Here is a 23,931-nt window from a genome sequence, read left to right as displayed (position 1 = left end):
CCGCTCCTGGGCGATCGCGTCGCGGACATCGCGGTTCTACCGTGGAGGGAACAGAGCGCATATCTCTGGAGCGCGCCATGTTCGTCTTGCTCGGACTCGTCCTTCTGATCGCCGCCCTGGTCATCGGGGTGTCCGGCGTTGTTGCCAACGAGGGCGCCGCCCACGAGCTCAGCGGCGGGTTCTCCGTATTCGGCTACGACTTCTCCGGCTCCACCGGCACCCTCTTCCTCTACGGCATCGTCGTCGGGGCCGTGGGTCTGCTCGGACTCAGTCTCCTCCTGGCCGGTGTCCGCCGTGCCTCGCACCGCGGTATCCACGGGCGGCCCGGACCCAGGATGTCGCGCCACGACACCCTCGACCGCGGCACGGGCCGCGACGACGACCTGAACCGGAACGGCATGGCCCGACCGCCCGCGCGGGGCGATACCGGGACGGCCGCGCCCGGTGATGACCAGCACGACCCGCACGCCAACCCGGACGCTGAGCACCGGAGGGGGCGGAACCCGTTCAGGCACTGATCGCAGCCAGGGTAGGGCGTCGCGCATGTACGGGTGAGCATTCCTCATTGCCGGAATGGGGAGTTGTGGGCGGGGACGGCCGACCGCGCGGGTAAACGGGTCGCGGGTAAACGGGTCGCGGAGTTGATCGTGGGGTTCGTACCCTGCCGTCCATGATGAGTTCTGGGCTGTCGGACAGGGCGGGGCGGCGCATCGCCCTGCATGAGGTGCACGACGAGAACTGGAGGGCCGTCGCCGACGTCGCTCCTCTGGACGACCAACGCCGATACGTCGCTCCCTCGGCCGCTCGCTATCTCCTGTTGTCGATGCGTGAAGAAGTATGGAACTCGCTTGCCGTCTGCGCCGACGACACGGTGGTGGGGCACATCATGTGGGGTCGCGACGGGGACGGCTCGTACTGGATCGGGGGCATGCTGATCGATGGCGCCGAGCAGGGCAGGGGAGTGGGGCGGGCAGCGGTGCGCACGCTCCTGGCCTGGCTCGCAGACCGTGCGGACTGCCAGGTTCTTCGTCTGTCGTACCACCCGGACAACGAGGTGGCCGGGCGTCTGTACACCTCGCTGGGGTTCCGGCCAACGGCCGTCGAGGGGGACGAGATCGTTGTCGAGCTGTCCGCGTCGGGGGTCACCGCGACTGTGTGACGTGTTCCAGCTCAGTGGTGCACGACTCCACGCCGGCCCGGCCGATCAATCGGCCGGGACCCCGGCATACGTAGGGTGACCGTCGGCTTCGCCACCTGGTGTGTCCGACGGCCACCTCCGCCGCTATCGCTACGCCCATGCTCGACGTATCACCGCGGTGAGGCACCTCGGTCAGCATCGGTAGCCGTGCGGGACCTGTAGGAGAGCCACGAAGGCCCACACCATGGCCGCGGACCCGGCTGTGCCTCCCAGGAGGGCGACCGTAAGGTTCCAGCGTCCTGCGTACCCGATGAGGACGCCCCACCACACTGTGGCTGTGATCGCGAGCAGGGCTCCGTAGAAGATCAGCGCGAGACCGTTGGCCGCGCTGTTCACCCCTGCTGGACAGAACAGCCGCATTCGACAGAGTCCAGCCCGCCCCGGCCGCACACTGACCTTCCTGAGCCGCGAGCCGGAACAGAGCCGCCCGGCCCTACGAGTTACGCGGACCGGTCCACCCCGTAGTTGGACTTCCGGGGATGGGCTGTTGGACGTTCACCTGGGAGGCGTGATGGGGTCTTCTGGTGGACACCCCGGGTCACTAGCGTTCCCCCGTAGACACACCACACGGCTCGGGAGGGTCAGTTGATCTCGGACAACGCAGGCGGCATCTCACGGCGGCGACTGTTCGCACTGGGCGGCGGCGCCGTCGGTGCGGCCACGGCCGGATCCCTGCTGCCGCCCTCGCTGCAGACCGCGATGGCCGCGGGACCTCCGGCCGGCGGCCTGAACGCGGTCAAGCACGTCGTTGTCCTCATGCAGGAGAACCGGTCCTTCGACCACTACTTCGGCATGCTGCGCGGAGTCCGCGGATTCGGCGACCGCAACGCCATCCAGCTCCCGGGCGGCCAGTCCGTGTTCGAGCAGCCGGGGGCGCCCGGCGCAACCGTCCTGCCCTTCTCCGTGCGCGGCGCCGCCGCCACCCAGCGGAAGGACCTCCAGTACATAGGCGCCCTCGACCACTCCTGGACGGGCGGGGCCAAGGCGTGGAACGGGGGCTGGATGGACAACTGGGTGTCCGCCAAGACCTCCGCGACCATGGCGTACTACGACCGCCAGGACATCCCGCTGCACTACGAACTCGCCGACACCTTCACCGTGTGCGATGCCTACCACTCCTCCATCCACAGTTCCACCAGCCCCAACCGCAACCACCTATGGAGCGGCAGGACGGGATTCGAGCCGGACGGCCGGCGGGCCGTCGGCAACGACGCCTACGACGAGGGCACCCACCCCGGGTACGACTGGGGCACCTACGCCGAGCGGCTGGAGAAGGCCGGGCGCAGCTGGAAGACGTACACCGAGTGGGAGAACTTCACCGACAACCAGATCGAGTTCTTCACCACGTTCAAGGCGATCGCCCGCAAGGCGCTGGCCAGGACGGGTGGGCACACGTTTATGGAGTCCTTCTACTCCGTCGTACGCGAAGCCCCGGGCGACGCCGAGCGCCAGCGGCTCCTCGGGCTGCTCGACCAGGGCGTCGCCACCCTCACCAAGGCCGAACGCAGCCTCTTCGAGCGGGGGTTGAGGCGGCTGCCGACCGGGACGCTCGCCGAGGCCTTCGGCAAGGACGTCGCCGCCGGCACCCTGCCGGAGGTCTCCTACCTGGTGCCCTCCGCGCTGGACTCCGAGCACCCGAGCGTCTCCTCGCCCGTGCACAGCGCCACGATCGTCTACAAGGTGCTCGACGCGCTCGGCAAGCACCCCGACGTATGGCGGCACACCGTCGTCCTCATCAACTACGACGAGAACGACGGCTTCTTCGACCACGTACCGCCGCCGGTGGCCCCGCCCGAGGTGACGGACGAGCAGTGGCAGGGTAAGCCGACCGGCCTCGGCGCACGGGTGCCGATGCTCGTGGTCTCGCCCTGGAGCGTCGGCGGCTATGTCTGCTCCGAGGTCTTCGACCACACCTCCGTCATCCGGTTCCTGGAGCGCTGGACCGGGGTGCGCGAGCCCAACATCGGTGCCTGGCGTCGCACCGTCACGGGCGACTTGACGTCGGCCTTCGACTTCAAGCACGGCAGGTCGCAGCCCGTGGTGCACCGGCCGGGACCCATTCCGCCGCTGAGCGGCCGCTGGCGCCCCGAGCCGCCGGCGCGGCAGCACATGCCCGTCCAGGAGGAGGGCACCCGTCCCGCCCGGCCACTGCCGTACCAGCCGGACGCGTACGCCAAGGTCGCGGGCGGTGCCCTCCAGGTGCAGCTCAGTAATGGCGGCCGGGCCAGCGCCCACTTCGCGCTCTATCCGTACGCCAAGGAGTTCGCCGCGCCGCAGCACAAGGATGTGCGGGGCAAGGGCCGGTGGACCGTGCCGCTGACCGGCGCCTACCGGTTCACGGTGACCGGGCCGAACGGTTTCCGGCGCGAGTTCGAAGGCGCCGGAGGCGCGGATGTCGCCGAGGTGACCACCCACCTGGACCACCATGACCGCGACGTCCACCTCACCCTACGCAACCGCGGGAAGCGGCCCGTCACCTTCGTCGTGCGGCCGCTCGGCTACGCCGACGAGGCCGATCTGCGGGACTGGGAGCGCTCGGTGACGGTCAAGGCGGGCCGCAGCCGCACCGTGGTCCACTCGGCCGCCGACGCGCACGGCTGGTACGACCTCGAAGTGACCGTGGACGGCGGGAGCCCGTTCCGCAGGCGCCTGATGGGCCACATCGAGAACGGCCGCCCGAGCGTCTCCGGCTGACGGGCCGACCGGCCGGCCGTGGCGGGTGGCGTCCGCAAGTCGAGGAGCGGCACGGGGCGGCCAGGGTTACGACGCGCTGCTCCACCCGGCAGTGCTGGAATACGAGTCCACGAGGTCCACCACGAAGACCAGGGTCGCGCCCGCCGGGATCAACGGGGAGGGCGACTGCTTGCCGTAGCCGAGACGCGGGGGAACGACGATCTCGCGCCGGCCGCCGACCTTCATCCCCCTCACTCCCCGGTCCCAGCCCTTGATCACCTGGCCACTGCCCAGGGCGAACTTGAACGGCCGGCCCCTGTCCCAGGAGGCATCGAACTCCTTCCCGGACTCGAAGGTCACCCCGACGTAGTGGACCCGGACCACCATGCCCGGCTTCACCTCGGCCCCCTCCCCGACGACCAGGTCGCGGATGGTCAGCTCGGTAGGCGCGTCACCCTCCGGGACGTTGACCTCGGGCTTCGTCAGTTCACTCATCGCAACCTCATCACTCTCCACGGGAAGTCCCCGCACGCTCCACGGGAAGCCCCCGCACGGACCAGCCGGACACCCGATACGACGGCGTGTACGGCGGTACCTCTCGCAACGCCGCCCCCCACCAGTTCCGCGCCGCCGCCCGGCAGAACCGCATCAAGGCGGCGGCACCGGGCAGACGCAGACCAGCAGCGTAATCGGCGGAAGGAGAGACAGTGCCGCAGGAACCTTCACTGAAAGCTGTCGGGTGGGCTCGTTCGCTGCCGATCAGCAGCGGCGTGAAGACGGCAAGGGACTGGACGCGCGAGCATCTCGCGAGGCTCGGCTGGGACCGGACCGCGCCGGATCTGGTGGACTCCGTCGTGCTGACCGTGTCCGAGCTGGTCACCAACGCCCATGTCCATGCCCGGAGCGACGCCCAGCTCCTCCTCACCTGGGACGAGACATGCCTGCACGTGACCGTCCACGACGCGTCCCCGCAGGTGCCCGAGCCACGGCACGCTGGTGAAGAGGCCACCGGTGGCCGCGGGCTGCTCCTCCTCGACGCCCTCGCCGACGACTGGCAGGTGTACCGCTGCCCCCGCGGCAAGGACGTCACGGCTTGCTTCCAACCGCCCGCGCCCAGGCTGCCGCACGCATCACCTGCTTCCGCTGGAAGCTGATCCCCGCGGTCAGGGCGTCGGCACGTTCGAGGCCCTGGCGGTGTCCGGGACGTGTGGCCGCCGGGCAAGCAGCACGCTGGCCATGATGATCCACAGCCCCGATACGAGGAAGGCGATGAAGCCGGCCCAGGGGACGAACATCAGGACGCCGAGCACGATTCCGGCCCATCCCAGCCAGCGCGGCAGGGGAGTCCCGCTGCGTGCTGTGCCCAGGCCGGCGGCGAGGACCATGATGCCGATTCCGCCGACGAAGGGGATGAAGAGGTCGTTGCCGATGGCGTTCATGGCTTGGAGGGCCGGGCCTTCGACCTTCTGCTTGTCGCTTGCGTCGATCAGCGCGAGAGTCACGCCGGAGGCGATCCAGAAACCCGCAGCCGACAGTATTCCTCCGGCGAAGGCCACTTGGGGCAGCCAGCCGTGCCGGTCGGAGTCGGCGAGGTGGTGGCGGAGGCTCCCGGCGAAGAAGACCAGGAAGACTCCTGCCAGGACCAGCAGGTAGAGGGAGACGGCCTGCCGGGTGTCGTGCTCCTGGAAGTAGAGCCTGACCTGCGGGCCGGAATCACCGATACCCGGCGTATCGCCGCCGACACCGAATGCGACGACGATCAGAACGACGGCCACCAGGGCGGTCAATGGTCCGAGACGCATCGGAAGCCTCCGATCCGGACATTCAGTACTGTTTTCAGCGTTCCACGCAACCCGGGAACCAGCAAATCGCCCAACCTTGCCGTGCCGGCGGTGTGTTTGCTGATGCCCATTCCTGCGTCGGGCTGATCCGATGCGAGCCATATACATCTATCGGCTGGCAGGGCTCGACGGGCTGTAGAGCGTCGGCGAACCATCCCATACCGGGGCACTGTGCTTCGCTGGCCGGTGGCCGAAGTTGCCCCCTGTGAGGTCACGGCTCCTGAGGGGCATGCTTGCATGTGTTCATGATCGTTAATTCGCGGGACGCATCCGCGCCCCGGACGTACCTGGACCACATCCTGAAGCACTGGCACGAGAACGAGGTCGCCGAGGCGCTCGTCCAGGGTTCGCAGCGGCTGACCCGGGGGGAGGCCCGGCGGCGGCTGTTCAGCCTGGGGCACGCGCTGATGCGGCAGGGGTTGGAGCCCGGCGACGGTGTGGGGTTGTTCCTGGCCAACCGCGTGGACTCCGTCCTGGTGCAGCTCGCGGTCCATCTCATCGGCTGCCGCGTGGTGTTGCTGCCGCCCGAGCCGGGGCCCGGCGAACTCGCCGCGCTGGTCGAGCAGTCCAAGGCACGCGCGGTGGTCACCGATCCGGTCTTCGCCGAGCGTGCCGCCGAGGCGGCAGACCGCAGCGCCCATGCACCCGTGCTGCTCAGCGTCGGTCCCTGTGAGCAGAGGTGTACGGATCTGCTGGCCGTGGCAGCCGAGTGCCCTGTGGTGCGCCCCGACGGCGTGTCCGCCCCCGGGGCGGACGAAGCCGTCACCGTCCTCTATACCGGAGGCACCCTGGGCAGACCCAAGCTCGCCGCGCACAGCCACCGGCTGTACGACGTGCTGCTGGATTTCGTGAAGGAAGACGGGAAGGAAGACGTGAAGGGCGACCCGGAGGGCGCTCCTCATGCGGGCTTCTTCCCGGACATGGACCCGGGTACGGACCGGGTGCTCGTCTCCACGCTGCTCACGCACGGCAGTGGCCACCTCACGTCGATCCAGGCGCTGGTGACGGGGTGCACCCTCGTCGTGCTGCCCGAGTTCGAGGCGGGTGCGGCGCTGGCGGTCCTGCGCGAGGAGCGGATCACCGCCACCATGCTCGTACCGCCCATGCTGTACGCGTTGCTCGACCACCCGGAGTGCGAGCCGGGCGCGGTTCCTACGTTGCGGCGGATCGTCGTCGGCGGTGCGGCTTCATCGCCCAGCCGGCTCCAGCAAGTGGTGGAGGTCTTCGGGCCCGTGATCAGCCAGGGTTACGGTCAGTCGGAGGCGCTCGGCATCACCGCGTTCGACGCGGAGGACCTTGCCTCCCAGGCAGCCCAGAGGCCCGAGCTCTGGCGCAGCTGCGGTCGCGCGATATCCGACACCGAGATCGAGATCCGTGGTGAAGACGGTGTTGCGGCGCTGCCGGCCGGGCAGGTCGGTGAGGTGTGCGTCCGGGGCAAAGCCGTGATGCTCGGTTACTTCGAGGACCCGGAGCGCACCGCAGAGGCGTTCTCCGGGGGCTGGCTGCGCACCGGGGACATGGGCTACCTCGATGCGGAGGGATACCTCTATCTCGTCGACCGTGCCAAGGACATCATCGTCACCGGCAGCACCAGCGACAACGTCTACTCGCGGGTCCTGGAGGACTTCCTGCTCACGCTGCCCGGTGTCCTCAACGCGGCGGCGCTGGGTGTGCCGGACGCGGACTACGGGGAGGCCGTACAGATCTTCCTGGCCACCGCCGAGGGCGCTGACGTCGATCCGGACGTGGTCGGCGCTGCGGTGACGGCCGAACTGGGAGAGCTGTACAAGCCCCGGAAGACGGTCCTCCTCGACCAACTGCCGATGACCAAGGTCGGCAAGGTGGACAAGAAGGCGCTGCGCGCCGCGTGGACGTGCACGGCATCCGACACTCCTTGAGCGGTGCTCTCACCGGCGGAATTGGCCGGTGGCGGGCTCGGTCGCGTAGCGGCTCATCGCGTCGATGTCGGCCTGGTGTGTGAGCGGGCGGCCGTCGGTGAGCACCGCCGCCGCGCGGCCTGGCGCCGGGCGGTGTGTCACCGGGTGGTGCGTCACCGGGTGGTCTCGCGGTTGAAGACCGAGCGCGACCACAGGTAGCCGAGCAGGGCGAGTCCCGCACACCAGGCGAGCGCCAGCCAGGCGTCGTTGCCGATCGGGGTGTTGAGCAGCAGCCCGCGCAGGGTCTCGTTGATGGGAGTGAAGGGCTGGTATTCGGCGAACCAGCGCAGTCCGGTCGGCATGGAGTCGGGGGTGACGATCGCGCTGCCGAGGAAGGGGAGGAAGGTCAGGGGCAGTGGGGCGTTGCTCGCGGCCTCGACCGTCTTGGCGCCCATGCCCATCGCCGCGGACAGCCAGGCCAGACCGAAGGACAGGAAGAGGAGCAGGCCGAGGGCGGCTATCCATTCGAGGGGCGAGGCGTCGGGGCGGAAGCCGATGGCGAGGGAGACGCCGGTGACCAGGACGAGTACAGCGGAGACCTGGATGACGCTGCCGAGGACGTGGCCGGTGAGTACGGAGCTCCGGGAGATCGACATCGTGCGGAAACGGTTGATGATGCCTTCCGTCATGTCGGTGCAGACGGACACGGCCGTCGCGACGGCGCCCGAGGTCGCGGACATCAGGATGATGCCGGGCACCACGTAGTTGATGTAGTCGCCGCGGTCGGTGCCCGTGCCGATGCCGGTGCCGATGGCGCCGCCGAAGACGTACACGAACAGCAGCAGCATCAGGATCGGCATCACGACGATCGAGATCGTCATCGACGGGTAGCGCTTCATGTGGATGAGGTTGCGGCGCAGCATCGTCATCGCGTCGCGCAGGGCGTACGAGCGTGTGGGCTTGGCGGCGTTGGCCGGGGTACGGGTGAGGGTGCTCATCGGTTCGACTCCTGGCGGGCGGCGGGGGCGGTGGGGTTGTTCTGCTGTCCGGTGAGGGTGAGGAAGACGTCGTCGAGGTCGGGAGTGTGCACGGTGAGCGACTCGGCCCGCGCGCCGCTGTGGTCGAGGACGTCGAGGACGGCGCGGAGATTGGTGAGGGAGCCGTCGCTGGGGATCTGAAGGGTGAGTGAGGCGTCGTCGCGGGTGGCGACGCCGAAGACCGCCGCCGCGGTGGCGAGGTCGGCCTCGTCGCCGAACTGCACCCGGACGTGCCCGCCGGGGATCAGCCGCTTCAGCTCTTCGGCGGTGCCCTCGGCGACGAGCCTGCCGTGGTCGAGTACCGCGATGCGGTCGGCCAGGTGGTCGGCCTCGTCCAGGTACTGCGTGGTGAGGAAGATGGTCACGCCTTGCTCCGTGACCAGGTTCCGGATGAGTTCCCACATGACGCGGCGGCTGCGCGGGTCGAGACCGGTGGTCGGCTCGTCGAGGAAGATGATCCGTGGCCGGCCGACCAGCGTCATGGCCAGGTCGAGTTTGCGGCGCATGCCGCCGGAGAAGGTCGCGACGTTTTTGCGGGCGGCCTCGGTCAGCTCGAAGCGTTCCAGGAGTTCGGTGGCGCGGCGGCGCCCTTCGCGGCGGCTCAGGTGGTGCAGGTCGGCCATGAGGAGCAGGTTCTCCTCGGCGGTGAGCAGTCCGTCGACGGCTGCGAACTGCCCGGTGACCCCGATCTGGCGCCGTACCGCGTCGGGGTCTTCGGTGAGTTCGTGACCGCCTACTTGGGCCTGGCCCGCGTCCGCGGTGATCAGCGTGGAGAGGATCTCCACGGTGGTCGTCTTGCCGGCGCCGTTCGGGCCGAGCAGGGCGAAGACCGTGCCCTCCGGGATCCGCAGGTCGATCCCGTCGAGGACCACCTTCTCGCCGTACGACTTGCGCAGTCCGACGGCGGAGATCGCGGTGGGACGGTGGCCTCCGGAGGAGGTGGCGGGGGCCGGGGCGGGAGTCGGGGCGGGGGCCATGACGGGTCCTCTCCTTGCGAAGTGCGCCTGAGTGGCGCCTCGCTCTTTCGCGATGTCGCCAGCATGGCACAAATAATGGCGCCATGTCGAGTGTTTATGGCGCCATCTTGCGAGGGGGTGTGCGCGAGTCTGGGCGCCCGGTCCTGCGGGGTGGATCGGGTTACGCGAAAGCGCCCCTGCTCCGGCCCGGAGGCCGCCAGCAAAGGCGCCTTGGTGGATGGGGGCGGAGCAGCCCCGCCGCGAAGCGGGGTCTCTCCCGCCGTCATGCCTCCGAGCTACGCGCGGCGGATCACGATGTCGCCCACGCTGGTGCGGCCGTAGACCTCGGCCGTCTCCTCGGACGTGTCCGGGCCGTCCGCCGCTCCCAGCTCGTTGCGGACCCGGCCCGCCTTGGACCGCACGTCGAGCCAGGCGGCGGTGCCTGCGGCGATGCCGATTTCGAGGCCTCCCGCGGAGGTCTCGAGCGCGATCCTTCCGCGCACGACCTCGTCGAGGCGGATGGCGCCATTGGCCGACTTCGCGGTGACCGAGGACTCGGCGCGCACGACGTTGATCGGCCCGTTGGACGACTTCACGTGCAACTCGCCGCCGATCTCCCCGATCGCGGTCGCCCCGTTGATGTTCTTGATGGTGGCGGCACCGTCGATCCGGCCGACCCGTACCCGGCCCGACCCGTAGATGTCGGTCTCGCCGGTCGTACGGTCGACGATGACGTCGCCGTGCGTGGTTTTGAGCTGTACGTCGGCGGCCTCTTCGAGTGCGATGTTGCCGGCGGCGACGGTCAGGCGGCAGTTCCCCAACCGCCCCTCGGCGATGAGATCGCCAAGTCCCGTACCGCCGGTCACCTCCGAGCCTGCGGGCAGCTCCACGGTCACGTCGACCGCACCGTACTTGCCGAAGGGGGAGCGTTTCCTCGGTCCCTTGACCAGCAGCTTTCCGTCCGCGCAGGTGATTGCCGTCTCCTGTGCCGCCTGGATGTCCTGCTTGTTGCCCGGGTCGCTGGGCGCCACCTCGACCACCGTGTCGATGCGCTTGCCCGCGATGATCCGTACCTGTCCGACCTGGATGTCGACGGTGGCGGAGAGCGGTTCGGGGGTGTCGAACGTAGGCATGGCTGTGCCGTCCTTGGGGTCGGTGAAGGTATGTGCTCGGAGGGATTGCCTGGTGCGGCGGCGACTTGAGACCGCGCGACGGCGAGTTGAGACAGCTGCCGACGCGGCTGTCGGCGGGGTCAGCGAACCCAGCCCGTGTAGCCCTGGCCGCCGCCCCCGGTGCTCCGCCCGGCCGCGTTCGTCCGGCCCCGGTCCGCCGTGGGTTCGAGAGCGGCGGCGACGGCACGGACCAGCCAGGCGTTGACCGAGAGCCCCTCGCGGTTCGCGGCCTCCTCCACCCGGACCTTGAGCTGGGCCGGCGGCCGGAAGTTGATGCGCGAGGTGGCGCCGTCCTCGATGTCGGCCGGGGCTGCCACCGGAGGCGGCGGGGCCTGCACCGCGGTTCGGGCCTCTTCGAAGGCGTCGGCCGCCGGTGGTGCGGTCACGACGAATTCTGGGTTCAGGCCGCGCAGTCGTACGTCGACCGAGCCGGGCGCAAGGTCACGGGTCACCTCGTCCATCGCGTCGGACAGGGCGTTCAGCAAGGTGAGGCGGACCGCCGACTCGAGCGGGGTGGAGAGCCGCTTGGCCAGGGCACGGGTCTCTTCGCCACCCGTCTCGGCGGCGACGGCGAGCTCGTGTCGGAGATTGTCCACGTACGGAGTGAGGTCCATGACGCAATATTGGCACCTCGATGGCGCCATGGCAAGTGTCATGGCGCCATCGCGGGGCGAGGCGGGTGGCCACGTGACGCCACACTCGAACACTGCCCGGCCCTGTCCCCGACCCTGGACCTGGCCCTGGACAGGAATTGTGGACAAGCTTGCCGGTGCTCTCGCACTCGTCGGTGGTTCAGGACGGCTGGACTTGCTCGAAGAGGGCGAGCGCTTCGGCGGGGTCGGGGCTCACCAGGCGTTCCAGACCGGCCGTCGTCATCTCCGCCCACCTGCCGGCCCGTGCCCACATCCGTTCCTCGAAGGCGCGGACGGTTTCCTCCAGATCTCCAGGGACGGTGGCGAGAGACTCGGCGAGTTCGGCCCCATCCAGCATGGCGAGGTTCGCGCCCGCTCCCAAGGGGGGCATCAGATGGGCGGCGTCGCCCAGCAGCGTCACCCCCGGGACGTGGGTCCAGGTGTGGGACACGGGCAGGACGTAGAGGGGGCGGTGGACGAAGGCGGTGCCGTGGCGGAGGAGGTCGAGGACGGGAGTGGCCCAGCCGTCGAACAGGGCCAGCAGGCTCGATCGCACGGACTCGGCGTCGGCCAGGTCCACGTTCGTGTGCCAGTCCAGCGGCGCACGGAACTTGGCGTACACCTTGACGTGGCCGCCGCTGTTGCGCTGGGCGACGAGAGACCGGTTCACGCCGTACACAGCCAGCGAACCGTCGCCGATCAACCGGGCGAGGTCGGGGTGGCGGGTGCCGATGTCGTCCAAGGAGGTCTCGACGGAGGTGACGCCGGTGTAGTGCGGCGTCACCGGCGAGACCGCCGGGCGGACCCGGGACCAGGCGCCGTCGGCGCCGACCACGAGGTCGAAGGTCTCCTGTCGCCCGTCCGCGAAATGGACCCGTACGCCCCCGGCCCCCGGCGCCACCCGCGTCACACCCCGCCCCCACTGGACGTCGAGCGTGCCGAGCAGCAGGTCACGGAGGTGCCGACGGTCGATCTCGGGATTGGCCCGCTCATCCGGACCGGGCCGCCAGTCGCGCAGGACGGTTCCGTCCGTGTCCAGGATGCGCATGGCCTGCCCCTCGGGACGGGACAGCGCCTGGAACTCCTTCAGCAGTCCGGCCTTGTCCAGCGCGAGCTGGCCCAGCCCTTCTTGCAGGTCGAGCGTGCCGCCCGGCGGGCGGGCGTCAGGGGCGGGATCGCGTTCGAGGACGGTGGCGGGGTAGCCATGGCGGTGCAGGACCCGGGCGAAGGTGAGGCCGGCGGGACCGCCGCCGACCACGGCGATACGATGTCTCATGCCGATACACTGTATTTCCGCGATACGCCGCATCGCAACGGAACGGTGAAGAGACCATGACTGTGTGGGACCGGCCTGAGCCGCCGACCAGCCCCGTGCCGCTCGACCGGGAGCGGATCGTCGCCGCCGCCGTCGCGCTGGCCGACGAGGGCGGGCTGGACGCGGTGTCGTTGCGCAAGGTCGCCGCCAGGCTGAACGCCGGCCCGATGCGGCTCTACGGATATATCGCCACCAAGCAGGAGCTGTTCGACCTCATGGTGGACGAGGTACAGGGCGAGATTCTGCCCGAGGAACAGGCCGGAGACTGGCGGGAGGCGCTGCGCGTCCTCGCCCACCGCACCAGACAGGCCGCTCTCCGCCACGAATGGCTGGCCGACCTGCTCGGCGGCCGCCCGTCCCTGGGCCCTAACGGCCTCGCCGTCACCGAGGCCACGCTGGCCGCCCTCGACGGCCTCGCCGACATCGACACCGTCATGCGCGCCGTGGAGACGGTCAGCGCCTACTACACCGGCGCGATCAGGCGCGAGATCGCGAACCTGCGGGCCGAGCGCGCCACGGGCCTGTCCAAGCTGGACTGGCAGCGCGCCTCCGGCCCGCGTGTGACGAGGATACTGGCCACGGGCCGCTTCCCCGCGCTGACCAAGGCCGTGTACGACGGCACGGACGTGGACGCCGAGACGTCCTTCGCGACCGGCCTGGAGTGGGTCCTCGACGCGGTGGCGGCCAAACTCCCCGGCCCGTCGGCGTGACCAGTCGCGCGTCGCGCGCCAGCCTCGGCGCGTGAGGTGAGGTCGCCTGCCGCGCGGTTCCCGGCGCGATCAGGTAATCAGGAACGGTGAACAAGGACGCGAGCAGCCCTTTCGTGCGGGTCCGGGGCGCCAGTGAGAACAACCTGCGGCACATCGACGTCGATGTGCCGCGGGACGCGATGGTCGCCTTCACCGGCGTCTCCGGTTCTGGCAAGTCCTCGCTCGCGTTCGGCACGCTCTACGCGGAGGCCCAGCGGCGCTACTTCGAGTCCGTGGCACCGTACGCGCGAAGGCTGTTGCAGCAGGTCGGCGCACCGCACGTACAGGAGATCACCGGACTGCCACCCGCCGTGGCCCTGCAACAGCGACGGGGGTCGCCCAGCTCGCGCTCCACGGTCGGCACCCTCACCACGCTGTCCAATCTGCTGCGCATGCTGTACTCCCGCGCCGGCACCTATCCGCCCCGGGCCGCGCGGCTGGAAGCCGAGTCGTTCTCGCCCAACACGGCGGCCGGCGCCTGCCCGGAGTGCCACGGACTGGGCGTCGTGCACGACGTCGCCGAGGACCTGCTCGTCCCCGACCCCTCGCTCAGCATCCGCGAGGGGGCGATCGCAGCCTGGCCCGGCGCCTGGCAGGGCGCCAACCTCCGCAGTGTCGTGAACGGTCTGGGGATCGACATCGACCGACCGTGGCGCAAGCTCAGGAAGAAGGACCGGGACTGGCTGCTGTACACGGACGAGCAGCCCTCCGTGTACATCGAGCCGGAAGAAGACCGCGTCGACTACGGCTACCAGGGCACGTTCTGGAGCGCCCGCAAGCACGTCATGCACGTCCTCGCCGACTCCAAGAGCGAGAAGATGCGCGCACGGGCGCTCTGCTTCGTCAGGAGCGTGCCCTGCCCCGAGTGCCAGGGCAGCGGGCTGCGGCCCGAGGCCCTCGCCGTGACCTTCGCCGGACGTTCCATCGCCGAGATCAACGCCATGCCGCTCACCGAGTTCGCCGCGCTGCTGCGGCCCGTCGCGGAGCGGGCCCAGGCCGACGGCGCCACGGCGACCGCCCGATCCGGGGAGACGACGGAGGTCGCGGTCCGCATCTGCCGCGACATGGCCGCGCGGGTCGACGTCCTGCTCGACCTGGGCCTCGGATACCTCAGCCTCGGGCGCCGCTCCACGACCCTGTCGCCCGGCGAGGCACAGCGTCTGCGCATCGCTACCCAGTTGCGCTCAGGACTGTTCGGTGTCGTCTACGTCCTCGACGAACCCTCCGCGGGCCTGCACCCGGCGGACGCGGAACCGCTGCTCGACGTGCTGGACCGCCTCAAGGCGGCGGGCAACTCGCTGTTCGTCGTGGAGCACGACATGGACGTCGTACGGCGGGCGGACTGGGTGGTCGACATCGGCCCCGGCGCGGGGGAGGGTGGTGGACGCGTGCTCTACAGCGGCCCGGTCGCCGGTCTTGAGCGGGTCGGGGAGTCGGCCACGAGCCAGTACCTGTTCGGGCGCGCCCAGCCGCTCGATCACCGCCCGCGCACCCCGCACGGCTGGCTGCGCCTGCGCGGCGTCTCCCGCCACAATCTGCACGACGTGTCCGTCGACGTACCGCTGTGCGTACTGACGGCGGTGACGGGTGTGTCCGGTTCCGGGAAGTCGACGCTGGTGACGCAGGTGCTCGCCGAAGTCGTCCGCGGGCACCTCGGACTCGTACCCGAGGAGCCGGATCAGGGGCCGTTGGAGGTGGGCGTCCAGGACGCGTCGGGGGCCGAGTCGTTCGACCGGCTGGTCCTGGTCGACCAACGGCCCATCGGCCGGACTCCCCGGTCCAACCTGGCCACGTACACCGGCCTGTTCGACGCGGTGCGCAAGGTGTACGCGGCGACCGACGAGGCCAGGGCGCGCGGCTATTCGGCCGGGCGGTTCTCCTTCAACGTGCCCGAGGGGCGGTGCGAGACCTGCCAGGGCGAAGGCTTCGTCGCGGTGGAACTGCTGTTCCTGCCCGGCACCTACGCGCCGTGCCCGACCTGCCGGGGCGCCCGGTACAACGCCGAAACGCTGGACGTCACCTACCGCGGCAAGAACATCGCGGAAGTCCTCGCGCTGTCCGTCGACGCCGCCGCCGCGTTCCTGTCCGCCGTCCCGGCCGCCTCCCGCAGTCTGGAGACGTTGCGCGAGGTGGGCCTCGGGTACCTGCGGCTGGGCCAGCCCGCCACCGAACTCAGCGGTGGTGAGGCGCAACGCATCAAACTGGCCACCGAACTCCAGCGGGCCCGCCGCGGGCACGCGCTCTATCTGCTCGACGAGCCGACGGCGGGGCTGCACCCGGCGGACATCGCGCTGCTGCTGCGGCAGTTGCACCGGCTCGTCGACGCCGGCAACACCGTCGTCCTCGTCGAGCACGACCTGGACACGATCGCCACCGCCGACTGGGTCATCGACCTCGGACCGGGAGGCGGCGACGCGGGCGGGCGGGTGGTCGCGGCGGGCTCGCCCGCCAAGGTGGCGAGGGCGCGGCGCAGCGCCACCGCGCCCTATCTCGCGGCCCGGCTCGCGCGATCCTGAGACGTGTTCGGGCCGGCGTTCGCGCCGCGCCGGGTGTACGGCCCCACCCCCGTTCGCGGGCGGACGGTGAAAGGGCCCTCGGTGCGGCGGGTGCGGCAGGGCTACGCCGCCTCGAAGGCGGAGCGCAGGATGTCGCGATGGGCGCGCACATAGCGGATGTCCGCTTCGTACAGACCGGCGTGGCCCTCCGCGATGTGTTGCCGGAACGCGTCGTTGCCCCGCGCCGCCTGGTCGCGCATGAAGTCGACGAGGGCGTGCAGCCGGTCGGGGACGATGTCGAGGACTTCGGCGCCCACCCCCGGGCCGTACGCCCGGCAGAAGGCGGCGACGCGGCGCCCCTGCTCCTGCGGCGTGCCGAAGCTCTCCGGGTTGTCCGGCCCCTGGAGCGGCGCGAAACGGTACACCGCGTAGGCGACGTCCCAGACGCGTGGTCCGGGGTGGGCCGCGTCGAAGTCGATGAAACCAACCACCACGCCGTCTTTCACCACGCTGTTGTACTGGGCGGCGTCGCCGTGGCACATGACCTCGGCGGGTTCCCGGCGCGGGAGCAGCCAGAGGTCGTCGGGGCGTGGCCGGAACGTGGTGCCGGCGTCGTGAAGGTCCCGCAGCAGCGTGGCCGCGGAGGTGAGGAGTTCGGGCGTACGCAGGTCCGGCGTGAGCGCGTCGGGCACCTCGCCGTCGAGGAAGGTGAGCAGCTCTTTGCCGTCCGCGTCGAAGCCCCGTGGCTCCGGTGCGCCGTGGAAGCCCTGGGCGTGGAGGTGCCGCAGCAGCCGGTGGATCGCCGGTGTCGCCGGTGATGTCGGCCGATGGACCACGTCGCCGTGGCGGCGCACGACGTTCACGCCTCCTCGGAATTCCTGCCACTCAGTCATGTCTGCCTCCGACCGGCTCACTTCCGCCGTCAAGTGACCCTATGTCACCCCTCCGACTCTGCGACAGGGCCGGTCACTTGACGGCCTGGCCCACCCGGGGCCGACATCTCCGGTGAGACCCAACCGAGCCGCGCCGCGCGCAACCCCGCCTCGAACCGGCGGCGTGCGCGCAGCCGTTGGTCGGGCGATGCCATGCGCGGCTCCCGGTCCCTGCCGGGCCAGCCGAAGGCGCCGGCGTCCCGTACGTACACGGGCCGTCGGCGCCTTCGGGTTGAGTCGCGGATCACGACAGCGGAGCGGGCTCCTCCGGGGCGAGGGAGTTGCCGGCGGCTATCCGGCCGCAGTCGGACGGGGCGGTCCGTCCGGCGAAGCGGTCGTTCAGCCAGCCCAGCGCGGCGGGGGCCCAGGCCAGGGTCGCGCCCGTGTGGCTGAGCAGCTCGTACTGGGTGTACTTGACCGCGGAGCCACCGGTGGCGCAGTACTGCCGGGCGAGCGAGCGCACGTCGCCGGCGACCATCACACCGTCGCCCCTGCCGATGCCCGGGCGGTTGCTGAAGGTCCCCTCCAGGACGCCTCCGTTGCCCTGGCCGATGAACCCGGGGACGGCCGGGGTGGCGGCGGAGCCGAGGTTGAGCTTGTTCATCGCCGTCAGGAAGGCGGGGATCGAATTGGGGTTGGCGTACTCCGGCTTCGCCATCTTCTTCCAGGTCAGCCCCGGGTAGTGGCCGAGCGCGTCGATGATCGAGCCGCCCTCCAGGTCCTTGTAGACGCTCAGACCGTAGCCGTTGAGGTAGCTCTTGAGGTCGATGCCGTACGAGCGGGAGACACCGATGACGGCCATGGGCACCACGCCGGACCAGGCCAGCGAGCCGTCGACGTACTTCAGGTTGTGCGCCGGGTCCACCAACAGGCCGCCCTCGGCGTAGCCGACCAGGCGGCGGTTCACGTCCGGCGCGTAGCTCGGCGCGAGCGCGGCGGCCCAGTTCGTCGCGATGGCGCCGCCCGAGTAGCCGATGAGGCCGAACGACGTGGTGGAGTTCAGTCCGGTCTCGGCGGCCTTCGTCGCGGCGCGGATCGAGTCGAGGGTGTTGGTCCCGTACTCCGGTCCGGCGGCGAAGTTCGCCTGCTGCCCCTCGGTGTCCGGGATGACGAGGTTGTAGCCCTTCAGCAGCAGCGGAGCCATGATGAGGGACTCCGCGTTGGGGATGACACCGCCCAGGGTGACGTTGCCGGCGATTGCCCGGGAGGGGCTGTCCGCCGGGTTGAGCGAATCGTAGAACGACTGGTAGGAGACGGCCTTGCTGCTGTCACCCGTCGGGCTGCGCACCACCGTGGTGACATTGGCGGCCGGACGGCCCTGGGCGTCGGTGGTGCGGTAGAGCAGTTGGACTGCCTTGAGGGGCGTGGGGATGCCGAGGACGTGGTACGGCAGGGTCCGCGTCTTGAGCACGGTGCCCGGCGCGAACGCGGACAGCGGCTCGCTGCCGGTGTACGTGTAGAACGAGTCGCTTGCCGAGGCCGTCGCGGCGGTCGGCGTGGCTGCTGCCGCGGCGGTGGCGGCGGGCGCGGCGGCCATGGCTGCGGCGGCGACGGCGACGGAGATCAGGCGAACGGCTGCCTTGGACATGCGTTCCTCGATTCCTGGGTGGGGGTCCGACGCGCCGGCCGGTCCGGTGCGCGGCACGCCGGGGCCGGGGGCGGCGGTCCCCGGCAGGGAAGTGCGGTGAACGACGCGGCCGAGGTCCTGCCACATCTGGCCATCCCCCGGCCAGTCGTGTTACCAACCAGTAGGTGATGTCCCGGAAACATCATGCGGCCGGTAGGCGGCCGAGTCTCCGGGGTGGGGAACAGAGATGCGCGAGGTGGATTGTGACCGGATCCAACGCCGTGGAACGGGAGCGGGTGCCGCGGTTCGGCGGTGTGCCGGTCCACAAGCGGCTCCAGGACGCGGCCGGTGCGCTCGAGCGCGCTGTGATGGTCCGGCTGGTCGAACGGCTCCCCGTGTACGGGACGCTGCCGGCGGAACAGCTCGGCGGTGACATCGCCAAGCAGGTGGCGCACGGTATACGGGGCTTCGCCGCGGTTCTGCGCACCGGAGAGATGTCCGGGCAGGCCGAGGCGGCGGTGATCCGTGAGTCGTCGGCCCGGCGCGCGGACGAGGGCGTACCGCTGGAGGCCGTGGTCGGTGCCTACCACCTCGGTGCGGAGGAGTGCGCCGCCCAGGTCTTCTCGGCGGCCGAACCGGACGACCTGGCCGACGTCCTGCTGGTGCAGCGCCAGATGCTCGCGTACCTGCGGCTGGTGAGCTGCGAGGTGGCCGCCGGGTACGTGCAGGAGCGGCAGACGGCGCTCAGCGACGAGCAGGTCGCCCTCCAGTCACTGCTGTCCCGGCTGCTGGAGGGCGGCAGCCCCCAGTACGCGGCCGAGCGGGCCGGCATCCGGCTGCCGCCCTGCTACGTGGTGCTGAGCCTCGCGGTGGGGCCGCATCCGGACGAGCTGGTGCCCGGCGTGAACCACTCGGTCGCCGCCCGCCGCAAGCTCCGGCGGCTGCGCAACGAGATCCAGCGCCACACGACGGGCGTTCCGCTCTCCGTGCTCTCCGGCAGCGGCGGCCTGGTGCTCATTCCGTACGAGACTCCGCCGGCCGACTTCGGCCCGGCGGACCGGGCGCGGCTGTCCCGGCTGGTCGAGCAGCTCGGCCTGGTGTGCGGCGCCGATCTGCTCGCCGCCGCGACGACCGCGGCGCCCGAAGGGGTGGCGAACGCCGCCCGGCTGGCCGGAGAGGTACGCGCGGTGGCGGAGGCGTCCGGCCGGGGGCCCGGGCTGTACCTGCTCGACGACGTGCTGCTGGAGTACCAGTTGAGCCGGCCCAGCCCGGCCAGGGCGGGACTGGCCGCACTGCTCGACCCACTGGACGCCCGCCCGGAGCTGCTGGACACGCTGCGCGCCTTCCTGGCGCTGGGCCTCGACCGCCGCCGGGCCGCCGCCCGGCTCCAGGTCCACCCGAACACCGTCGACTACCGCCTGCGCAAGGCAACCGAACTCACCGGCCTGGACGCTTCCCGGGGCGCCGACATCCTCACTCTGCGCGCGGCCTTGTCGGCCCATGACGCCCTACGCCAGGCTAAACCGCCGCAAACCGGCCCGTGACGTCACAGTGGCCGAACGAGCGGCGGGCCCGAGAGGGTCCCGCCGCGAGACGGACGGTCAGTGCTGAGCGAACTGGGCCCCGGTGGGTTGCACGGCTTCCGGACGCAGGGCGATGCCGTTGAAGGTCAGCCGTTCTCCGTAGATGTCGGTGATCCTGATGGCGCCGCCGCACCCGCTGCCGTCGGGGGAGAGGAAGTAGTTGTAGCCGGTACGGGTCAGTTGGTGCCAGCCGCCGCGGCCGCGGACCTCAAGCCGCGCGAGCGGGTTGCGGTGGCCCAGTGCCTGGATGCCGCACCAGTAGGGGCTGGAGCCCGTCTTGTAGCGGATCGATATCGCACGCGGTACGTCGGGGCTCAGCAGACTCCAGGTGATGGCGAGCCGGCCGGTCGAGATCGGGGCCAGCTTGGCGAAGGCCTGCTCGCTGAGGTCGAGTTGGCCCGGCGCGCAGGGCAGAGGGCACTCGTTGGTGATCCGTACCGTGACGGAGGCGCCGTTTGCCGCGTGAAGGCGCACATACGCTCCGCAGGCCTTGGAGGTCTCGTAGTCGGTGGTGTTCATCGCCGCGATCATCATGTCGTCGCTCGGCCCGTAGGAGCAGGCGCCGTCCCCGACCCCCGCCTTGTAGACGGTGGCGACCCCCCGGTAGGTCTGCTTGGGCCGAATCCGCCCGGCAACGGGTGCGGTGGCGGGCCTGGACGGGGAGGCCGATGGCGGGGCGGACGTGGTCGGGGAGGCAGTCCGGGACGGGGCACCCGGAGTAGGGGTCCTCGTGCCGGGCGACGAGGTCGCAGAGGGGGCCGCCGGGGAGGCCGGGGCGCGCCCGTTGCCCGGGGAGGCCGGTGAGGGGGCGCCCCGGGAGTCGGCGACCGCCGTGTTCCGCCCGGTAGCCTCCTTGCCGTCCGGTTGCAGGGTCATGACCAGGTAGACGAGAAGACCGGCGACGGCCAGCGCTGTGGCGGTGCCCACCATCAGCCTTCTTCTGCGCCTGCGCTGTCGCGCGGCCTGACGTGTCTCTTTCATGTCCATCCGTTCGAAGAGCGTGCGGTGTCCCCCTACTCAGTGGCCACAGGCGACGAGAAGGTTGCCACTGACTCTTCGGCCGGATCGGCGTATACGTGCATGAGGGCTTGCGATCGCGGCGACAGGTGGCGCTGTGCCAGGTCGCGCGATCGACGGCAGCCGGAACCCGGGAACGCTCAGCGTCGGCGACCGCGCCTCGGCGGAGCCCATCCGGACCCCACACCGGCTGAATGCATGGCGAGGAGGGCGAGTCCGACCAGCATGAGACTCGTCGGGCTGAAGATCGTCTCGGTTGACGTCTCCGTCGCGTGGATGACGAAGGCGATGACGAAGAACACGGCCGCCACGATTGCCAGCATCTGTCTTCTCCTGCCGATGGACGGCGAACCACCGGCCTGTCCGGTGGTCGCGCAGACAGACGAGTTCCCCACCCAGCCGTGGTCATGCGTCACAACACCCCCTGCACGACCGAGGGGGAAGCCGACAACCGCCCCGACCGCCGTAGCGGTAGCCAACCACTGCGCCGGCCGCGACCTCCGCGTTCGGAGGGGAGTGTTCACGGCGTCGGTGGTCCTTGGGACCCGTTCTGGTGGAGGTTCGTGAGCGGGACGCTCTGTGACGCGGCTTCCGTCGTGCGTTGACGGTCTCCCTGCTCGGCGGGCCCGTGTTCCGGTACGGCCTGGATACGGAGTGTCGCGTCGGGGGCGAGCCGGGCGAGGACGGGACGGTTGGCGGAGTCGGTCGCCAGGGAGACCGCCCCGACCACGGCGCCGGGGACAGTGCTCCAGCGCGGGGCCCGCCCGGTGTCCAGAGGGACCAGGCTCGTACTGCCGTCGTTGTTGCGGGTGACCAGCAGCACTCCGTCGGGGACGGGGCTCAGCGTGAGCGCACCATAGCCGCGGTTGCCCAGATCGACGTGCTCCTCGCGCCACGCTCCACCACCGGCCGGCAGGGTGCGCACGAGTACGCGCGCGTTCCCGGCCCGGCGGAAGGCGAGGAGGAGCGAGCCGTCGGGCCGAGCCAGCGCCGCCGGTGGATCGGCCGGGGCGGGCAGCCCCGTGGGGACGACCGCGAACGGTCCTCCCGGATACCGCTGCGCCCAGTGGCGAACGGTGTGGTGGCCGGCGCCGAAGACATGCACGATGCCACGCGTGTCGGTGACGGCGCTGAGTCCTTCCTGCACTTCGGCGCCGCCGAGGTCCGACCAGTTGGTCCACGTACCGTCGGGGCGCTGACTGCGGACGGAGACGCCCTTGGCCCAGTTGCGGGCGAACAACCAGGTGGTGCCGTCGGTGCCGCGCGTCACGACGGGCCCGCCGACCCGGCGGCCGTGCTCGGGATCGCGGTCGGGGGTGCCCAGCGAGACCCACGCGCCGAACGGCCCGCCCGGGCGCGTCTGTTCCGCCATGACGATCTCCCGCCGGTTGTCCGTCGCCCCTGCCCCGAGGGCGGTGATGCGCTCGGCGAACAGCTGCCCGCGCCCGTCCCGCGTGGATGAGGCCGTCAGGCCCGGCAACAGTCCACTGCCCGCCAGGAACGTCGGCGCCGTCCATCGGCCGCTGCCGCGGGCGGTCTCCTGCCACAAGGCGGCCTGCCCGTTGAGGACGGCGAACGCGGTCAGCCGCCCGTCGTTGTCCAGCCGCAGTTGCGGTGCCGCGGTGGGGTAGCGCAAGGAGGTGCGCTGGAGCCATCCGGTGCCGTAGGAGCGGTCCCGGCCGACGTCGTAGTCACCGCAGCCACCGAGGGCCTTTTCGTCGCAGCCCTGGGGTGAGCCTCCGTAGGCGTTGAGGACGTCCGCCTTGTCGCGGACGATCTGTGCGGGGAGGGCTTGCGGCCAGCGCTCGTTGTAGTAGCCGCGGAAGGCGGTGACGGCGTGCGGAGCCCGGTAGCGGTCGAGTGCGGCGTAGGTGAACAGCGCGACGGCGGTGTGGTCGGGGTGGTCCGAGTAGCCCCGCTGGTCATGGTGGGCGCGGTGCTTGGCGTCGCGGACCTGCATGTCCGGGTCGGGGTCCATGGTGCGTACGAGCGTGGGCCGGTAGCTGTCCATGAGGTGGGCCAGCGCCCCTATCAGCGACGCACGCGTGACCGGATGCGCTGTACGAGCCGGTGAGCCCGTGCCCACCAGGGTCCGCGTGACCGTGTGGGGGTCCTCCCAGAGGTGCCGCAGGTCGAGGTCGGGGGTGGTGCCGTGGGAGGTGGAGTGCTGGGACACACCGAGGAAGGCCAAACGGATGCCGGGGTGGTGGCTCAGGGCGTCCACTTCTATGAGGGTGCCGTCGGGGAGGGCCGTGGCCTGCCTGGACCAAGGTGTCTTGGGGTCGCCGGTCGCCATGAGCGCGTAGGCCTGGCGCAGGCCCTGGCGGCGGGCGCCGGCGTAGTCGGCGACGTCGGGCTTGGGAGGCTTGCGGCCGGGGACCTTGTTGAGGCCCTGGGCTTCGCCACTGGTCACATAGACGCTGATGAGCTGGTCATTGGCGTCTATGGACTGTTGGAGCTCGGGGTTCATGAAGTACAGGTCGTCGTCCGGGTGGGCGAGGACCTGCATGACCCGGACACCGCTCGAACCATCCCGGGACGCCTGTACCGTGCCGCGCTTGTGGACCGGCGGCGGGGAGGCGAGCGTCGATGAGGCGGGAGTGCAGGCCGATATCGCCGCGGAAAGGGCTATGAGCCCGGCGATGAGGGCACGGCGAACGGCGGGCTGAGGCGGCACGGGAGGTCTTTCGCGGGTGGAGGCATAGGGGCGGGACGAGGGGTGAGCACGACTCCTGGGAGGAGGCGTGCACCGGCACGGTGGTCTGCCCGAGGCGTGGCACGGCGTTGTACCGGGTCTACGGGATGAGGGTCGGGCTGATGGCGGCGCCGGGGCGTGAGCGGCAGGGCCGACGTTACGAAGAGCGCACGTAGGTATTCCATCGGCGAT

Annotated in this window: 21 protein-coding genes; 8 read left to right on the top strand and 13 right to left on the bottom strand. The window is 70.6% G+C overall.

The window, feature by feature from the left end:
• Positions 1-77: 77 nt before the first annotated feature.
• The 3 genes from ABZ404_RS18585 to ABZ404_RS18575 all read left to right on the top strand — a co-directional run bounded on the left by ABZ404_RS18585 (position 78) and on the right by ABZ404_RS18575 (position 3,892).
• Positions 78-518 carry a hypothetical protein gene (locus tag ABZ404_RS18585; protein ID WP_358832475.1) on the top strand — a complete coding sequence of 147 codons (441 nt, stop codon included), beginning with the start codon at positions 78-80 and terminating at the stop codon, positions 516-518.
• A 152-nt stretch (positions 519-670) separates the two neighbouring features.
• Positions 671-1,159 (top strand): GNAT family N-acetyltransferase, encoded by a 489-nt coding sequence (locus ABZ404_RS18580; protein ID WP_358832474.1) that lies wholly within the window; start codon positions 671-673, stop codon positions 1,157-1,159.
• Positions 1,160-1,807: 648 nt separating this feature from the next.
• Positions 1,808-3,892 (top strand): phosphocholine-specific phospholipase C, encoded by a 2,085-nt coding sequence (locus ABZ404_RS18575; protein ID WP_358832485.1) that lies wholly within the window; start codon positions 1,808-1,810, stop codon positions 3,890-3,892.
• Between the two features lie 66 nt (positions 3,893-3,958).
• Here the strand turns inward: ABZ404_RS18575 and ABZ404_RS18570 are convergent, their stop codons facing one another.
• Positions 3,959-4,366 carry an FKBP-type peptidyl-prolyl cis-trans isomerase gene (locus ABZ404_RS18570; protein WP_358832473.1) on the bottom strand — a complete coding sequence of 136 codons (408 nt, stop codon included), beginning with the start codon at positions 4,364-4,366 and terminating at the stop codon, positions 3,959-3,961.
• A gap of 212 nt (positions 4,367-4,578) precedes the next feature.
• On the opposite strand from ABZ404_RS18570, the gene ABZ404_RS18565 reads away from it, so the two are divergent.
• A complete protein-coding gene (locus tag ABZ404_RS18565) occupies positions 4,579-5,025 on the top strand; it encodes an ATP-binding protein (protein WP_358832472.1) in 447 nt (148 codons plus the stop codon).
• 9 nt (positions 5,026-5,034) lie between these two features.
• Here the strand turns inward: ABZ404_RS18565 and ABZ404_RS18560 are convergent, their stop codons facing one another.
• On the bottom strand, positions 5,035-5,673 hold the full coding sequence (locus tag ABZ404_RS18560; protein WP_358832471.1) for a hypothetical protein: 639 nt from the start codon (positions 5,671-5,673) through the stop codon (positions 5,035-5,037).
• A 284-nt stretch (positions 5,674-5,957) separates the two neighbouring features.
• On the opposite strand from ABZ404_RS18560, the gene ABZ404_RS18555 reads away from it, so the two are divergent.
• Positions 5,958-7,610 (top strand): AMP-binding protein, encoded by a 1,653-nt coding sequence (locus ABZ404_RS18555; protein ID WP_358832470.1) that lies wholly within the window; start codon positions 5,958-5,960, stop codon positions 7,608-7,610.
• A 9-nt stretch (positions 7,611-7,619) separates the two neighbouring features.
• On the opposite strand, the gene ABZ404_RS18550 is transcribed toward ABZ404_RS18555, so the two are convergent.
• From ABZ404_RS18550 to ABZ404_RS18525, 6 genes are all read right to left on the bottom strand, one after another.
• Positions 7,620-7,751, bottom strand: coding sequence for a hypothetical protein (locus ABZ404_RS18550; RefSeq protein WP_358832469.1), 132 nt, complete (start codon positions 7,749-7,751; stop codon positions 7,620-7,622).
• 11 nt (positions 7,752-7,762) lie between these two features.
• Positions 7,763-8,587, bottom strand: a complete 825-nt coding sequence (locus ABZ404_RS18545; protein ID WP_358832468.1) for an ABC transporter permease — start codon at positions 8,585-8,587, stop codon at positions 7,763-7,765.
• The gene (locus tag ABZ404_RS18540; protein ID WP_358832467.1) at positions 8,584-9,603 is read right to left on the bottom strand and encodes an ATP-binding cassette domain-containing protein; all 1,020 of its coding nucleotides are present in this window, start codon (positions 9,601-9,603) and stop codon (positions 8,584-8,586) included. The genes ABZ404_RS18545 and ABZ404_RS18540 overlap by 4 nt, the downstream gene beginning before the upstream one ends.
• Positions 9,604-9,878: 275 nt before the next feature.
• Entirely contained in the window at positions 9,879-10,715 is an 837-nt protein-coding gene (locus ABZ404_RS18535) for a DUF4097 family beta strand repeat-containing protein (RefSeq protein ID WP_358832466.1), read from the bottom strand.
• Between the two features lie 119 nt (positions 10,716-10,834).
• Complete coding sequence (locus tag ABZ404_RS18530; RefSeq protein ID WP_358832465.1) at positions 10,835-11,368, bottom strand: hypothetical protein; 534 nt, start codon at positions 11,366-11,368, stop codon at positions 10,835-10,837.
• Positions 11,369-11,546: 178 nt separating this feature from the next.
• On the bottom strand, positions 11,547-12,662 hold the full coding sequence (locus ABZ404_RS18525; protein ID WP_358832464.1) for an NAD(P)/FAD-dependent oxidoreductase: 1,116 nt from the start codon (positions 12,660-12,662) through the stop codon (positions 11,547-11,549).
• Between the two features lie 56 nt (positions 12,663-12,718).
• On the opposite strand from ABZ404_RS18525, the gene ABZ404_RS18520 reads away from it, so the two are divergent.
• Both ABZ404_RS18520 and uvrA read left to right on the top strand, forming a co-directional pair.
• Positions 12,719-13,411: a TetR/AcrR family transcriptional regulator C-terminal domain-containing protein gene (locus ABZ404_RS18520; protein ID WP_358832463.1), complete on the top strand. Its 693-nt coding sequence runs from the start codon at positions 12,719-12,721 to the stop codon at positions 13,409-13,411.
• 86 nt (positions 13,412-13,497) lie between these two features.
• Positions 13,498-15,966, top strand: coding sequence for an excinuclease ABC subunit UvrA (gene uvrA, locus ABZ404_RS18515; RefSeq protein ID WP_358990559.1), 2,469 nt, complete (start codon positions 13,498-13,500; stop codon positions 15,964-15,966).
• A 101-nt stretch (positions 15,967-16,067) separates the two neighbouring features.
• On the opposite strand, the gene ABZ404_RS18510 is transcribed toward uvrA, so the two are convergent.
• Both ABZ404_RS18510 and ABZ404_RS18505 read right to left on the bottom strand, forming a co-directional pair.
• A complete protein-coding gene (locus tag ABZ404_RS18510) occupies positions 16,068-16,838 on the bottom strand; it encodes an aminoglycoside phosphotransferase family protein (protein WP_358832461.1) in 771 nt (256 codons plus the stop codon).
• 283 nt (positions 16,839-17,121) lie between these two features.
• Positions 17,122-18,465: a lipase family protein gene (locus tag ABZ404_RS18505; protein WP_358832460.1), complete on the bottom strand. Its 1,344-nt coding sequence runs from the start codon at positions 18,463-18,465 to the stop codon at positions 17,122-17,124.
• A 242-nt stretch (positions 18,466-18,707) separates the two neighbouring features.
• Between ABZ404_RS18505 and ABZ404_RS18500 the strand changes: the two genes are divergently transcribed.
• Positions 18,708-19,988 (top strand): helix-turn-helix domain-containing protein, encoded by a 1,281-nt coding sequence (locus ABZ404_RS18500; protein WP_358832459.1) that lies wholly within the window; start codon positions 18,708-18,710, stop codon positions 19,986-19,988.
• 57 nt (positions 19,989-20,045) lie between these two features.
• Here the strand turns inward: ABZ404_RS18500 and ABZ404_RS18495 are convergent, their stop codons facing one another.
• The 3 genes from ABZ404_RS18495 to ABZ404_RS18485 all read right to left on the bottom strand — a co-directional run bounded on the left by ABZ404_RS18495 (position 20,046) and on the right by ABZ404_RS18485 (position 23,721).
• Positions 20,046-21,008 carry an expansin EXLX1 family cellulose-binding protein gene (locus tag ABZ404_RS18495; RefSeq protein WP_358832458.1) on the bottom strand — a complete coding sequence of 321 codons (963 nt, stop codon included), beginning with the start codon at positions 21,006-21,008 and terminating at the stop codon, positions 20,046-20,048.
• Between the two features lie 176 nt (positions 21,009-21,184).
• Positions 21,185-21,367: a hypothetical protein gene (locus ABZ404_RS18490; protein WP_358832457.1), complete on the bottom strand. Its 183-nt coding sequence runs from the start codon at positions 21,365-21,367 to the stop codon at positions 21,185-21,187.
• 197 nt (positions 21,368-21,564) lie between these two features.
• A complete protein-coding gene (locus ABZ404_RS18485; protein WP_358832456.1) occupies positions 21,565-23,721 on the bottom strand; it encodes a PIG-L family deacetylase in 2,157 nt (718 codons plus the stop codon).
• Positions 23,722-23,931: the final 210 nt, after the last annotated feature.

The sequence above is a fragment of the Streptomyces sp. NPDC005878 genome (genome assembly GCF_040629815.1).
Classification (GTDB): Bacteria; Actinomycetota; Actinomycetes; order Streptomycetales; family Streptomycetaceae; genus Streptomyces.
This window is presented reverse-complemented; position numbering and strand designations above follow the sequence as displayed.

Bases quoted from the DNA above. Each gene is read 5' to 3' on its own strand.
- ABZ404_RS18585 (WP_358832475.1), top strand. From the start codon at position 78: ATGTTCGTCTTGCTCGGACTCGTCCTTCTGATCGCCGCCCTGGTCATC.
- ABZ404_RS18580 (WP_358832474.1), top strand. From the start codon at position 671: ATGATGAGTTCTGGGCTGTCGGACAGGGCGGGGCGGCGCATCGCCCTG.
- ABZ404_RS18570 (WP_358832473.1), bottom strand. From the start codon at position 4,366: ATGAGTGAACTGACGAAGCCCGAGGTCAACGTCCCGGAGGGTGACGCG.
- ABZ404_RS18560 (WP_358832471.1), bottom strand. From the start codon at position 5,673: ATGCGTCTCGGACCATTGACCGCCCTGGTGGCCGTCGTTCTGATCGTC.
- ABZ404_RS18555 (WP_358832470.1), top strand. From the start codon at position 5,958: ATGATCGTTAATTCGCGGGACGCATCCGCGCCCCGGACGTACCTGGAC.
- ABZ404_RS18545 (WP_358832468.1), bottom strand. From the start codon at position 8,587: ATGAGCACCCTCACCCGTACCCCGGCCAACGCCGCCAAGCCCACACGC.
- ABZ404_RS18540 (WP_358832467.1), bottom strand. From the start codon at position 9,603: ATGGCCCCCGCCCCGACTCCCGCCCCGGCCCCCGCCACCTCCTCCGGA.
- ABZ404_RS18535 (WP_358832466.1), bottom strand. From the start codon at position 10,715: ATGCCTACGTTCGACACCCCCGAACCGCTCTCCGCCACCGTCGACATC.
- ABZ404_RS18530 (WP_358832465.1), bottom strand. From the start codon at position 11,368: ATGGACCTCACTCCGTACGTGGACAATCTCCGACACGAGCTCGCCGTC.
- ABZ404_RS18525 (WP_358832464.1), bottom strand. From the start codon at position 12,662: ATGAGACATCGTATCGCCGTGGTCGGCGGCGGTCCCGCCGGCCTCACC.
- ABZ404_RS18520 (WP_358832463.1), top strand. From the start codon at position 12,719: ATGACTGTGTGGGACCGGCCTGAGCCGCCGACCAGCCCCGTGCCGCTC.
- ABZ404_RS18510 (WP_358832461.1), bottom strand. From the start codon at position 16,838: ATGACTGAGTGGCAGGAATTCCGAGGAGGCGTGAACGTCGTGCGCCGC.
- ABZ404_RS18505 (WP_358832460.1), bottom strand. From the start codon at position 18,465: ATGTCCAAGGCAGCCGTTCGCCTGATCTCCGTCGCCGTCGCCGCCGCA.
- ABZ404_RS18495 (WP_358832458.1), bottom strand. From the start codon at position 21,008: ATGAAAGAGACACGTCAGGCCGCGCGACAGCGCAGGCGCAGAAGAAGG.
- ABZ404_RS18490 (WP_358832457.1), bottom strand. From the start codon at position 21,367: ATGCTGGCAATCGTGGCGGCCGTGTTCTTCGTCATCGCCTTCGTCATC.